At 58.1% G+C, this 12776-nt stretch carries 10 protein-coding genes; 4 read left to right on the forward strand and 6 right to left on the reverse strand.

Annotation, left to right across the window (positions count from 1 at the left end):
• Nucleotides 1–65: 65 nt before the first annotated feature.
• On the reverse strand, nucleotides 66–1022 hold the full coding sequence (locus tag DXC99_RS00005) for a tRNA-dihydrouridine synthase (RefSeq protein ID WP_117583392.1): 957 nt from the start codon (nucleotides 1020–1022) through the stop codon (nucleotides 66–68).
• Between the two features lie 538 nt (nucleotides 1023–1560).
• Between DXC99_RS00005 and DXC99_RS00015 the strand changes: the two genes are divergently transcribed.
• Both DXC99_RS00015 and DXC99_RS00020 read left to right on the forward strand, forming a co-directional pair.
• Nucleotides 1561–2088, forward strand: a complete 528-nt coding sequence (locus DXC99_RS00015) for a DUF3592 domain-containing protein (RefSeq protein ID WP_117583287.1) — start codon at nucleotides 1561–1563, stop codon at nucleotides 2086–2088.
• Nucleotides 2089–2151: 63 nt separating this feature from the next.
• Complete coding sequence (locus DXC99_RS00020; RefSeq protein ID WP_117583288.1) at nucleotides 2152–3285, forward strand: hypothetical protein; 1134 nt, start codon at nucleotides 2152–2154, stop codon at nucleotides 3283–3285.
• A gap of 37 nt (nucleotides 3286–3322) precedes the next feature.
• On the opposite strand, the gene DXC99_RS00025 is transcribed toward DXC99_RS00020, so the two are convergent.
• The 5 genes from DXC99_RS00025 to DXC99_RS00045 all read right to left on the reverse strand — a co-directional run bounded on the left by DXC99_RS00025 (nucleotide 3323) and on the right by DXC99_RS00045 (nucleotide 10765).
• Complete coding sequence (locus DXC99_RS00025) at nucleotides 3323–6577, reverse strand: ABC transporter ATP-binding protein/permease (RefSeq protein ID WP_117628858.1); 3255 nt, start codon at nucleotides 6575–6577, stop codon at nucleotides 3323–3325.
• Nucleotides 6578–6798: 221 nt separating this feature from the next.
• Nucleotides 6799–8490: an FAD-dependent oxidoreductase gene (locus DXC99_RS00030; RefSeq protein ID WP_117583290.1), complete on the reverse strand. Its 1692-nt coding sequence runs from the start codon at nucleotides 8488–8490 to the stop codon at nucleotides 6799–6801.
• Nucleotides 8491–8716: 226 nt separating this feature from the next.
• The gene (locus tag DXC99_RS00035; protein ID WP_117583291.1) at nucleotides 8717–9679 is read right to left on the reverse strand and encodes a redoxin domain-containing protein; all 963 of its coding nucleotides are present in this window, start codon (nucleotides 9677–9679) and stop codon (nucleotides 8717–8719) included.
• 35 nt (nucleotides 9680–9714) lie between these two features.
• On the reverse strand, nucleotides 9715–10626 hold the full coding sequence (locus DXC99_RS00040) for a 4Fe-4S binding protein (RefSeq protein WP_055252400.1): 912 nt from the start codon (nucleotides 10624–10626) through the stop codon (nucleotides 9715–9717).
• Nucleotides 10619–10765: a CD1871A family CXXC motif-containing protein gene (locus tag DXC99_RS00045; RefSeq protein ID WP_197032826.1), complete on the reverse strand. Its 147-nt coding sequence runs from the start codon at nucleotides 10763–10765 to the stop codon at nucleotides 10619–10621. Before DXC99_RS00045 ends, DXC99_RS00040 begins: the two co-directional genes overlap by 8 nt.
• Before the next feature lie 89 nt (nucleotides 10766–10854).
• Between DXC99_RS00045 and DXC99_RS00050 the strand changes: the two genes are divergently transcribed.
• Nucleotides 10855–11529, forward strand: a complete 675-nt coding sequence (locus tag DXC99_RS00050; RefSeq protein WP_055252402.1) for a response regulator transcription factor — start codon at nucleotides 10855–10857, stop codon at nucleotides 11527–11529.
• Nucleotides 11526–12674, forward strand: coding sequence for a HAMP domain-containing sensor histidine kinase (locus DXC99_RS00055; protein ID WP_117628859.1), 1149 nt, complete (start codon nucleotides 11526–11528; stop codon nucleotides 12672–12674). The genes DXC99_RS00050 and DXC99_RS00055 overlap by 4 nt, the downstream gene beginning before the upstream one ends.
• The last annotated feature ends 102 nt before the right edge of the window (nucleotides 12675–12776 follow it).

Raw genomic sequence — 12776 nt, forward strand, 5'->3', positions numbered from 1 at the left:
GGCTGACAATTTCGACTGTAATGGACGTTCTTGAATGACTAGTCGTTAAAGAACGTCCCCAACGACTAGTAGCCACAAAAGCGGGCAACAGGCGCGAGCGGCTGCTCGCGAAAGACGCGCTCGACGGCGGCGCGGTATTCGTCGACCTTTTTGGTCTTGCGCACGAGCTTGTGCACGGTAGCGGGATCGGCGAAGGCACATTTGGCGTAGAACCACCATTCCTTCATGCGAAAGACCGCGTTGCCCCCAATCTCGTCCGCATAGGCCGCAAACAGCGTGTCGTGGAAGCGCTGCAACTCGGCAGCCGTGGCGGCAGAGCCGCCCTTAACCATGCGAGCCAGCGCGGGATTCGCGAGCAAGCCGCGCCCCAACATTACGTGGCGTGTTCCGGGATAGGCCCCCACCAGCGCATCCATGTCCTCAAGATCAAAGATGTCGCCGTTATAGGCCACGGGAAACGGCGCCCGCTCCAACGTCTCGCCGTAAAACTCTTTACGCGGCGAGCCCGTATAACGGTCCTTTTGCACGCGCGGATGCACGATCAGCTCTGCCAGCGGCATGCGGCAATAGAGGTCGAGCACGCGTTCGTACTCGTCATCGCTTTCCAACCCCAGCCTGGTCTTGACCGACACCGGCAAGGGTGAGCGTTCGCACACGTCGCTCAAGAACACCTCGAGCTCATCCAGGTTGCGCAGAAAGCCCGAACCCTTGCCTTTGGCAACAACCGTACCCGAGGGGCAGCCAAGGTTGAGATTGACCTCGCGGTACCCCATCTCGGCGAGCACCTGCGCCGCCCACACAAACTCGTCCGCATTCTTGGACATCAGCTGAGGTACTACGTTAAGCCCCTGGTTATTGGCAGGATCGACCTCTTTAAACGCCTTGCCACCAAAGCGGTTGCCCACCCGCGGCGGCGGCAAAAACGGCGTGTAATAACAATCGAGCGCGCCAAAGCACTCCGCATGCACGCGACGGAACACATGCCCGGTAATCCCCTCCATAGGGGCCAGCGATAAATTCATCAACATCCACTCTCAAATCAATGTGACAAAGGGACAGTCCCTTTGTCACATCCCATTCAAGCGGTTCAGGAACTCTTCGCAGGCGCGAGAACGCAGGCGATATTTTTTCCACACCAGATACGATGCAATGGTGAAGGGGCAAAAGGGCAGTCCCTTTGCCCCAAGTGCCGGCTACCGGACGCAAGCTAGTTGCCGTTCGCGAACGCCGCCCATATTTCGAGGTCTAATGCTTTTCCCGAGAAGTGAACGGCTGTATTTGGACCCCCGAAGCATTGACATTTTTAGGCGTCAAAACCGCAGGATTTGACTGGCAAAATCGCAGGAAATTGCACGCCAAAAGTGTCGATGCTTCGGGAGTCCGTTTTCACTCGTTCACTTCTCGGGAAAAGTATTAGACCTCGATTCCGCAGTCCCCGATGTGACAAAGGAACAGTCCATTTGTCACATTCAGAATTGACCCCCCCCCGCAATAGCTCATCGATGGCGGGATTCTCTATACTGGGTCACATATGACGGTATCGCGCCAAAGGAGAACGCCGTGACCACGTCGCAGATATCCCTGCTCGCGCTCATCTTGGTTGGGGGCATCGGCATCCTGCTTATCGGAGTGAGCGCGCTCATGAAGGCCGCCGCCCGCAAAAAAGCCAAGGCCTGTACCGCCGTGACCATGGGGACGGTCATCGACCATCGCTTTATGGGTGAAGGCAGAATGAATCCCGTTTTGGAATACACCGTCGACGGCACGCAATACCGCGCGAAAAAACAATTCCGTGGCATAAAGACCAAAAGCTTGTCGGGACTCCCCATCCGCACGCAAGCCACCGCCTACGAAGACGCCAAGGGCTGGCTGCACGTGCAGACAGGCCCCATCGCCCGCCTAGGCACCCTCGCGGAGCAGCTTTGGCCCCTCGGTAGCCAAATGACCGTGTACTACAACCCCAGCAACCCAGACAAAAGCTATGTCGAACGCCCCATCGTGGGCAACTTTGCCACACTGATGTTTAACATCGCAGGCTTCTTGCTCATCGCGATGAGCATCTTGCTCTATGTTCTTATCCAGCGCTAGCTCAAACTGATGCGCCCCGCGCCCCATGCGCCGCAACGACCGTTACGACACCAAGGATCAGCCATGGCAACACTTTCCGAACAAGAACGTAAGCGCATCCAGCGATACTGCATCTGTCCCAAGGTTGCCGGCGCGGCGCTTGCCATGGCATTCGTGCTGCCCTTATTGATTATTCCTTTCGAAATGATCGACGACATCGTCTTCCATCACGAAGGCTTCCAAGAGACGGGCATGATGACCGCCTTGGTGCTCACCGCCATCGAGCTCGTCATATTCTGCTACTGTGCCCTCGCGCCGCGTTTTGGCATGCGCGGCAAGCAGTGGAAGGAAATGCAGAACCGGCTCGCCATCGAGCAGAGCGAGAAAGACCGCTCGGCACAAATCGCAGGCGTTGTTGGCACGCAGGCCGCCGCACGCCTGCTCAAGAACAGCGACAACGAGACCGCACGCAACCTGGGCGGCGCGGCAGAAGTCGCCGCTGCCGTAGGCGCCGTCGCCACCGCGGCAGACGTGCTTGCCGAAAGCTTCGCCAACGCAAGGGCCATGGCAGAGGCCTGTGGCGTGCCTGTCCCCCGTGCAAAGAAGTGGGTCGTCGCGCTTGTGGCGCTGCCCCTCGCGATCGTGTGCGGCGCCTATATCCCGCAGCTGGCGCAGGGAAACATCGAGATGCAGGAGAACGCCGCGGCCGCGGCCGAGCAGATCGCCATCGCACGCAAGGCATTAGAGCCCTCATGCGAGTACGTGTCCGCCGATGACCCCTACGAGCGATATCAAGATTACGGCTATCACGTCCGCAGCTATCTGCACGACGGCGACTCCGATGCCCAGAAGACCTATACGTACCTGGATTTTGACAACAAGGGAACGCTCACGGAAGTGAGCTACGCGGCAGAGATCGACCCCGACGCGAGCCTTGAGGACAACCTCGCCCGCATCGAGCTCGACTTGGACGAACTTTCCTCTGTCGTCCAAACCGTAGACGTCAAGACCGTGAGTCCCGAGCTCCTAGCACCGCAAAAGCTCCCCGAAGAGTTTAGGCAGGCTTTTTTGAACGGTTCGCTCTACGAGAGAATCTCCATCAGGACGAGTGACAACCCCATCAAAACGTACTATTCGTTTGACACGGATCCCGAGGATGAATTTGACGAGTACACCCATCCAAGCATCCGTATCACATTGATGGGCAAAACGAGCTAGCCACCCAATGTGACAAAGGGACTGTCCCTTTGTCACATTATTCGGAGCGTAGGGCTTCCACAGGGTCTTTCTTGGATGCGCTGCGAGCCGGCAGCAGGCCGGCAACGACCGTCAGCAGCACCGAAATTACAATGAGCATCAGCGCGTCTTGAACGGGCAGGCTCATCAGGTTGGGCACCTGCTTGGCCGCAAGCGCCCAGGCATTAACCGGAAAGCTCACGGCCACCACGACGACAATGGCAAAGACGCCGGCAATGAGGCCTTCGATAAAGGTCTCGGCATTAAATACGTTGGCCACGTTGCGCTTTGACGCGCCGATCGCGCGCAGGATGCCAATCTCCTTTTTGCGCTCCAGCACGCTGATGTAGGTGATGATGCCGATCATGATGGAGCTCACCACCAAACTGATACTCACGAATGCGATGAGCACCAAGCTGATAGTATTCACGATGTCGGTCACCGAGCCCATGATGATGCCCATGTAGTCGGTATACGAGATTGCCTGCTCATCGTGGCCAGCAGCTTTGACCTGCTTGTTGTACGCATCGATGTAATCGAGCACGCGCTCCTTGGCCTCAAAGTCGCGCGGGAAAATCTTGACCGAAATGGGGTCCGCCTCGTCCGCATAGCCCAACGTGGTCAGATTGTTGTCGTAGGTGAGCTTCGACGCCTTGGCATAGCTCATCATGAGCGAGCTCAGATCCTCGGCGTCCATGTTGAAGTGGATGGCACGAGCAAAGGCGCCCGCATCCACGCGCATGGCGCTCGCCAGGTTGGCAAAACTCGAAGACATCTGCGTCGCCATTTGGTCCATGAACCCTGCCGCACCCGCCTTGAGCTGGGTTGATACCGTCGTCGCAATCTGCTCGCTGACCGCCTTCATCACCTGATCCATAGACTGCTGCAAATACGGAGCCAGCTGCTTTTGCACATAGTCGCCCATCACCTGCTGCAGACGCTCGGCCAAGGCATCGCCGCCCAACGCCTTGAGCTGAGCCAGGCATTGCTGGGCTGCGGCATCATTCTCAAGATACGCCGAGAATGCGGCAGCAAGCTTTGACGCGTCCTTAAGATCTTCGGGCGACAGCGCCTTAAACTGATCAGACTGCAGAAAGCCCTCAAACAGCTGGTTGGCAAGCGTTCCTACCTGCTGCATCTGCTCGGGCGTGAGTTCCAGACCGTCAAAGATGCCCGAGAAATCTGGGGCCGGCGCTTTGGCCATGATGTCGCTGAAGTCGATGTCCTTCCCAACGCCCGAAAGGTCAAGGTCCAGCCCGGACAAGTCGATACCAGAAAGGTCTATACCGCCGGCCGCACCCGAGAGCGCCGACGTATCGAACGAGAACGCACTCTTCAGCGCTGCTTCGTCCACACCGAACATGCTGCCCAAATCCACGCCCTGTTTGGCCTCGCCTTGCAGTTCATCGAAAGACTTGCCCGTAAAGACATCCGTCTCGGGGTGGGCAAGCTGCTCCTGCACGATTTGCGAATCGGCAGCACGCTCCATAAGCTGGCGAGTCAGCGCATGCGTATAGGCAATGCCCGGGGACAATGCGCTCGCGTTTGCCGCCTCGTTGGGTCGCACCACGCCCACAATGCGCACGTCAATACCGTCGGCAACCTTGGCTTTCATAAAGTCGGCGTCGCCAGACATGTCAGTCCACATGCCGGTCTCTTCGTTTTTGCGATAGGCATCGGCCGGCGACAACACCTTAAACGTCGTGGACAGTGCATCGTCGTAGGTAAAGTCGCTGCCGGTCTTGGGCGTCTTGACCTTGCCGTCGGCCGTCATGGCACTGTTAACCAGGTCGTTGAGCTCATCGATATCCAGCGCGCCGATGCTGTAGAGCGTGTAGTCGCCCACCGTTCCGCGGCTCGAAAGCACCATCACGGCCTCGTTGGCGGACGTAGGCCAATGGCCGGCAACGACATCGTACTGGCTGTCGAGCAGGCTCTGGTCGTCAATCATCTCGTTAAAGACCGACGTTCCCATGGAATCCATGCTCACCGTTGCCGCCGAGCTCGCGCCTCCGCTCATGGCCTCGGTCATAGCGTTGGGAACAAGGCGAACGGGCTTCTCGTCGCCCTTACTCGAACGATAGACAACCGGCGTCACGCCGTAACCATACTGAATAGCGTTGACCTCTTTGTCGATACCGTTGCCGCCGTCGTCAAGCCATGCCTTAAAGCTCGTCATATCGTTAGATTTAACACTTGCGAACATGTCCTTTACGGCCGTGACCACAGGGATCTTATCGGTCCCCTGAGCCTTGCCGCCGGTAGCGCCATCGGACGAGTCCTCGCCCTTGGACGCCTCCTCATCCGTGCCCCCCTGTCCGCCCATCATAGACGACAGGTCGTAATCTTGTTTGGAAATCGTGAGCGGGTAGCTCGAGAGCGTGTCCTCCTCGACCTTTTTGATGTAGTCGTTTACGCCGTTGGACAGCGCCAGAATCGCTGCGATGCCAATAATGCCAATCGAACCTGCAAAGGCAGTCATGGCCGTACGGCCCTTCTTGGTCATGAGGTTTCGGGCAGAAAGCCCCAGCGCCGTCATAAAGCTCATCGAGGTTTTGCGCGTGGGTTTTGCCTCGCGATGTGCGACCGTGGCCACATCAAAGGGGTCGGAATCGTCGGTGACCTTGCCGTCCGCCAGGCTGACGATGCGCGTGGCGTACTGGTACGCCAGCTCGGGATTGTGCGTGACCATGATGACCAGACGATCGCGCGCAACGTCCTTGAGCAAATCCATAACCTGCACGGACGTCGTTGAATCCAAGGCGCCGGTCGGCTCGTCAGCCAGCACAATCTCGGGGTCGTTGATCAAGGCGCGGGCAATGGCCACGCGCTGCATCTGCCCGCCCGAAAGCTGGTTCGGGCGTTTGTCAACGTGCTCGCCCAGACCAACCGTCTCGAGCGCCTTACGCGCACGCTGGCGGCGCTCGGCATGTCCCACGCCCGTGAGCGTAAGCGCCAGCTCCACGTTTTCCAAAATGCTCTGGTGCGGAATGAGGTTGTAGCTCTGAAACACAAAGCCAATGCGATTGTTTCTGTAGGCATCCCAATCGCGGTCGCTGAAATCCTTGGTCGAGATGCCATCGATCAGCAGGTCGCCGGAATCGAAATGGTCGAGTCCACCAATGACGTTGAGCATCGTAGTTTTACCCGAACCCGAGGGACCCAGGATGGCTACAAACTCGTTATCGCGAAAAGACAGGCTTACGCTGTCGAGCGCTACCTGCGTAAACGACTGCGTAACGTACCTTTTGCAAATAACTCTGAGATCCAGCATGGACGGCAACCTCTCTCGCGCGGGCGCGCTCGCCCGCTCCCCCGCCGTTCACGTTCGGCGCGTTTGTCCTACTCTATCCTCATTTTTGGCCGATACCAGTGAGGAATGTAACGAACCGCGCCAAAAAACGAACGGGACAGCACGCCGCATGGCGCACCATCCCGCATATAACATCCCCGATGCGACAAAGAGGCTGTCACTTTGTCACATTCCAATGCGCGCTACTTTTCGAGCCCGCACGGCATAACGTTAGCGCTGCCGCGGCGAGCCTCAGTCACGGCTGCAAAGAAGCGATAGCCGCCCGAGAAGTTAAAGCACTCAAAGCCATGCTGCGCCAAAATGCGGCAAGCAATGTAGCTGCGAATGCCGCTCTGGCAAATCACGTAGACCGGCTTGGCCCGGTCGAGCTCGCTCAGGCGATTGCGCAGATCATCGACGGGAATGTTTACGAAACCATCGATATGCCCGCGCTCATACTCCCCTTCCGTACGAACATCGAGCAGCTGCACGCTGCCATCGCGTGGCAAGTTGGGCTCATCCTCCCAATGCCACTGCGCCAGTATGCCGCGATTGAGGTTCTCGATCATAAAGCCCGCCATATTGACGGGATCCTTCGCCGATGAATACGGCGGCGCGTATGCTAGGTCCAAATCCTTAAGCCTATCGCCGCGCATGCCTGCCTGGATGGCAGTCGCCAGAACGTCGATACGCTTGTCCACACCATCGATGCCCACGATTTGCGCACCCAGCAGGCGCAATCCCTGCTTCTCGAAGACAACCTTCATGGTCATGGGCGTTGCACCCGGATAATAACCCGCATGCGAACCGGGCGACAGGACCACGCTGTCGCAGTCAATTCCCGCCGCGTGTGCCGCCTTTTCGGATAGTCCCGTGCTTGCCGCCGTCAAGTCGAATACCTTGATAACCGATGAGCCCAACGATCCGAGGTAGCAGCTGTCCATGCCGGCTATGACATCGGCGACGACACGCCCCTGCTTGTTGGCGGGGCCGGCGAGCGAAATGACCGCGTCCTCGCCGGTCACCTGATGCGTGACCTGCACGGCATCGCCCACGGCATACACGTCGGCAGCAGAGGTCTCCATGCGGTCGTTGACCACAATAGCCCCCTTGATGCCCAGTTCGAGCCCCGCCTCTTGCGCCAGATGGCTCTCAGGTGCCACGCCAATGGCAAGCAGCACCATATCGGCTCCGATAGGGTCATCGCCCGCAACATGGGTGACAACGCGGCCATCAACTTCCTCAAAACCTGTCACATCGGCCTTGAGGCGCAGATCGATACCGTGCTCACGCACCTCGGTATGCAAAAGGGTCGCCATGTCGTAATCCAGGTTGTTCATAAGCTGGACGGGACGCTGCAGAAGGGTCACCTGGAGCCCCAGCTCGCACAGATTCTCCGCCGTCTCGACGCCAATGAAGCCGCCGCCGATCACGACGGCACTGCTCGGTCGCCGCTCTCGAACATAGCTGTGAATACGCAGCGTGTCCTCAACGGTGCGTAGGCTAAAGATTTTATCCGAGTCGATGCCCGGCAACGCAGGGCGGATCGGCTTTGCACCCGGCGACAGGATGAGCTTGTCATACGTCTCGACAAATTCCTCGCCCGTCAGCATATTGCGAACCTCGACCGTATGCGAATCGGGATGGATGGCAAACACCTCGTGACTCGTCTTGACCGCAATGCGAAAGCGATCCCAAAAGCCCTTGGGAGACTGCAGCGTCAATGCGCTCTCTTCTTCTATCACGCCGCCAATGTAGTACGGAAGCCCACAATTGGCATACGATACAAAACCCGTGCGCTCAAAGATGACAATTTGGGCCTGCTCGTCGAGTCTGCGCAAACGTGCCGCCGCCGATGCGCCGCCCGCGACGCCTCCAACGATAACCACCTTCATAGCTAACGCACCACCTTTCCCGTGTAGCCGCTTATGCCGCCGATATTCTTGACACTGCCATACCCAGAACGCTTAAGAAAACTCACAGCTTGGTTGCTTCGCGCACCGCTCGGGCAATGCACGAAAAGCTGCGTGCCCTTTCGACGTATACCCATGATGCTACCCCGAAGCAGAAAAAAGAGTCGCTGTTTCCAGCGACTCCCCTTCAGTTGTCTGTCCCACGGACTTACTGTTCGCTCTTCGCGAGTGCCTGATCGATCAGTTTGTTGAGCGCCTCGCGCTGCTCAGCGGAGTTGATGCCGCCCATGATCGGCTCTCCCACAATGTTACCGTTCTGGTCGATCACGTAGGTGGTCGGGAACGAGTACAGGTTGGAGGTGAACTTTCCGGCCTCGCTGTCCGACTTAAACCAGATGTTCTTATACGTCACGCCCTTCTTGGAAAGCACGTCCTTGGCATCGGCCACCTCGTCTTTGTTGCCATCGAGCGTAAAGGAATTAACGCCCACGACCTGGCCGCCCTTCTCGGCAAGCTCCTTGTTGAGCTTCTCCAGATCGCCCAGCTCTCCCACGCACGGCTTGCAGGTGGTAAACCAGAAGTTCATGACGGTGACCTTGTTCTTGGAGAACAGCTCGTCGCTGTTTACATCGTTGCCGTCCAAGTCCTTGCCCTTAAAGCTGGGGAACTTCGTCTCCCCGCTCTCGCCGTTAGTCATGCCTGCGGTCGAGGCATCGACGCTCTCCCCCTCGCCGGGCGTGCTGCCGCATCCGGGGAACTCCTTCTCCAGCGCCATGAGCTTGTCCTCGATCTCCTTGACCTGCTGCGCGCCGGCCTTAAGCGTCTTAAGCTCGTCAGCCGCAAACTGATCCTTGGCGCCCTCGATGGTATCGAGCAAGAAGTCACCGTAGTTCTTGCCGTCCTCAATCATGGGAGTGTCTTTGTTGGCCGCAAGGAACACCTTTTCCCATAGGGCGTTATCGCTCGCAAAGATCTCGTTTTCCTTTTGCAGCAGCTGCTGGTACAGCTCGGCCGCCTCCTCGGCACTCGACGGCTTTTGCGCTATGAGCTCGGCAATCTGCGCATCGCCGCTCGTAGCACCCTTCGCGTCGCCCTTGGGGGCAGAGCACGCCGCGAGAGTCAGCGCCAGCACGGGCAGCATCAACAGAGCTGCAATTTTTGACAGTTTCATGGTTCCTCCGTTTATATCGAAACTTATATAGGTACCTATTTGTTTTCGCAGGCTTGCGTGGACTGCGCGGGTTTGTCGCCCGTCACACCCAGCCCATAGCGAAAGCTAATAGCATCGACGGGGCACGCGCCCACGCATTTGCCGCAACGAATGCACTCGGCATGGTCGGGCGTACGCGTAACGTCCACGTCCATTTGACACACCTTGGCGCACTTGCCGCACGAGACGCATTTGCACTGGTCAACCTGGATCCCCAGCAAAGACACCTTGTTCATGAGCGCATAAAATGCGCCGAGGGGGCAAATCCATTTGCAGAAGGGGCGATAGAACAGCACGCTCAGCACCGCAACCACAATGAGGATCGCGAGCTTCCAGGAAAAGAGCTTTCCCAGCGCGGAGCGGATTCCCACGTTCATGATGGACAGCGGAATCGCGCCCTCGAGCACACCTTGCGGGCAGATGTACTTGCAAAAGAACGGGTCGCCCATACCCACATCGTTAACCACCAAGACGGGCAGCAGCACCACGGCAAACAGCAGCACGGCATACTTGATGTACGTGAGCGGCTTGAGCTTTTTCGTGGAGAGCTTTTTGCTGGGAATCTTATGCAAAAGCTCTTGTAGCCATCCAAACGGGCACAAAAAGCCGCATACAAAACGTCCCAGCAGCACGCCGATCAGAATGAGCGTTCCGGTGACGTAATACGAGAAGCTAAACTTAGACGAGCCCACCACCGACTGAAACGACCCGATGGGGCACGCACCCGAGGCCGCTGGACACGAGTAGCAGTTGAGGCCCGGCACGCAGACGGCTTTGCCCGCTCCCTGGTAGATGCCGCCCTTGGCAAAGTTAGGCAGGTGAATATTGGTCGCAAGCGTCGCCGCCGCCTGAATCAATCCACGAAATCGCGCTAAAAGATGCGATGCAGTGTTTTTTCTTTTATCCAATTCCGATACACTCCAAGCACAGCCTGATTGCCTTGGCCAGCACGGCATCTGCCTCGCCGCGCATAATTCCAAAGCCAACCATGGCTACCCCAACGATCAGCAAAGCCACCTGCGCCACAGGCTTAATCGCTTTGAACAATCTGACCACTCCTTTCGTTTCGCGACCCATTGGACCATACCGACTATAAAATCCGTGTTAAGCGTGAATGATTATGCAAGGAGAACGTTATGCGCATCTTGGTCATCGAGGACGAGCGGGCGCTGTGCGATGCGATCGCACGCAGCCTGCGCAACTTGGCCTATAGCGTCGACTGCTGCTACGACGGGCAGCAGGCCCTCGATCTGCTCGATGTCGAGACCTTTGATCTTGTCGTGCTCGACCTCAATCTCCCCCATGTCGACGGCATGACCGTGCTCAGGCAACTCAGGACAGCTGATTGTGAGACCAAGGTGCTTGTGCTCTCGGCACGTGGCGAGGTCTCCGACAAGGTAGCGGGGCTCGATGCGGGCGCCAACGACTACCTCACCAAGCCGTTTCATCTTGACGAGCTTGCGGCAAGGATTCGCAGCCTTACCCTCAGACGCTTTACACAAAGCGACGTTGTTCTAACCTGTGGATCGCTGAGCTTTGACACCAAGGCGCGCCTCGCCACAGTGGGCGACGAGATCCTGTCCCTCACGCGCAAGGAGACCGGCATCTTGGAATACCTGATGCTTAACCAGGGGCGGCCGGTGAGCCAGGAGGAGCTCATCGACCACGTATGGGACAGCAGCGTCAACAGCTTTAGCAACGCGACCCGCGTGCACATCTCGTCGCTGCGCAAAAAGCTGCGCGGCGCGTTGGGGCACGACCCCATCCGCAACCGAATCGGCGAAGGCTACGTTATGGAGGATGGCAAATGAAGCGGTTGTCGCTGCAGTGGCGCATCACGTTGATGACGGCACTGCTGATATGTTCGACCTGCGTACTTATGAATTGCCTGGTTGGCTACTCCGGCATGCGCTACATGGACTCGATTGGTGCAGAAGCGTCGGCGCACAGCAAGGTGGAGGCGGCCTCGCCCAGCTCATTTGACCCGACAAACAAAGAGCTCGACGACGCGCTGACCATCGTCGTGAACGACGCCCAAGAATCGTTTGGCGCGACGAGCTGGTATATAACTGCGGCGGTGACGCTGCTCGGCGGCGTGCTGGCCTACTTTGTAAGCGGACATGCGCTGCGGCCGTTGCGCTTCTTTGCGACGCAAGTCGAGAGCGTGCGGCCCGACAACCTCGCCGACACAAAAATCAGCGAGGACGTGCCCTCTGAACTCAGGCGCTGCAGCGCGTCGTTTAACGACATGATTGTCCGCCTTGACGAGGGATTTTCCGCACAAAGACAGTTTACGGGCAATGCGGCGCACGAGCTGCGCACGCCACTTGCGCTCATGCAGGCCCAGGTCGAGCTGTTTTGCGCCGAGCACCCCGACGTCGACGCCGATACAGCGAGCCTGCTCGGGCTGCTGCAGGAGCAGACCGAGCGAATGACGCACATGACAAAGACCCTGCTCGAGATGAGCGAGCTGCGCAGTGTCCCTTGCAACGATGTGATTGACCTAGCGCCGATGATCGAAGAAGTGCTCACGGACCTGGCACCCCTTGCCGAGCAAAAAGACATCACGCTTACAAGTGAGGGCGACGCGCAAACGATCGGCAGCGACACGCTGATCTATCGGTTGCTGTTCAACTTGACCGAAAACGCCATACGCTATAGCGCGCCCAACTCGACCGTGCAAATCAACGCCTGCGCCGAAGGCGACCGCGTGCTGCTACGCGTGCGCGACCAGGGGCCGGGCATTCCCGAGCAATACCAGACGAGCATCTTTCAGCCCTTCTATCGCGTCGACAAATCGCGCAGCAGGGCATACGGCGGCGTGGGGCTGGGGCTTGCGCTGGTCTGGGAGATCGCCGCACTTCACGGCGGCTCCATCGAGGTCGAAAAGAGCTCGGAGCGCGGAACGACCATGCTCGTGACTCTTCCCACTCGCGCACTCGGCTCATTAAAATAACGAACGGGATGGCACGCCGCGTGGCGTACCATCCCGCACATAATATCGAGGATGTGACAAAGGGACTGTCCCTTTGTCACATCTGCTAGTTCTCGTCGCCTA

Source organism: Collinsella sp. TF10-11AT (assembly GCF_003437565.1).
Lineage (GTDB): Bacteria > Actinomycetota > Coriobacteriia > Coriobacteriales > Coriobacteriaceae > Collinsella.

Excerpts from the sequence above, each read along its gene's own strand:
- DXC99_RS00025 (WP_117628858.1), bottom strand. The coding sequence starts at position 6,577 with ATGCTGGATCTCAGAGTTATTTGCAAAAGGTACGTTACGCAGTCGTTT.
- DXC99_RS00020 (WP_117583288.1), top strand. The coding sequence starts at position 2,152 with ATGGCAACACTTTCCGAACAAGAACGTAAGCGCATCCAGCGATACTGC.
- DXC99_RS00035 (WP_117583291.1), bottom strand. The coding sequence starts at position 9,679 with ATGAAACTGTCAAAAATTGCAGCTCTGTTGATGCTGCCCGTGCTGGCG.
- DXC99_RS00030 (WP_117583290.1), bottom strand. The coding sequence starts at position 8,490 with ATGAAGGTGGTTATCGTTGGAGGCGTCGCGGGCGGCGCATCGGCGGCG.
- DXC99_RS00055 (WP_117628859.1), top strand. The coding sequence starts at position 11,526 with ATGAAGCGGTTGTCGCTGCAGTGGCGCATCACGTTGATGACGGCACTG.
- DXC99_RS00005 (WP_117583392.1), bottom strand. The coding sequence starts at position 1,022 with ATGAATTTATCGCTGGCCCCTATGGAGGGGATTACCGGGCATGTGTTC.
- DXC99_RS00050 (WP_055252402.1), top strand. The coding sequence starts at position 10,855 with ATGCGCATCTTGGTCATCGAGGACGAGCGGGCGCTGTGCGATGCGATC.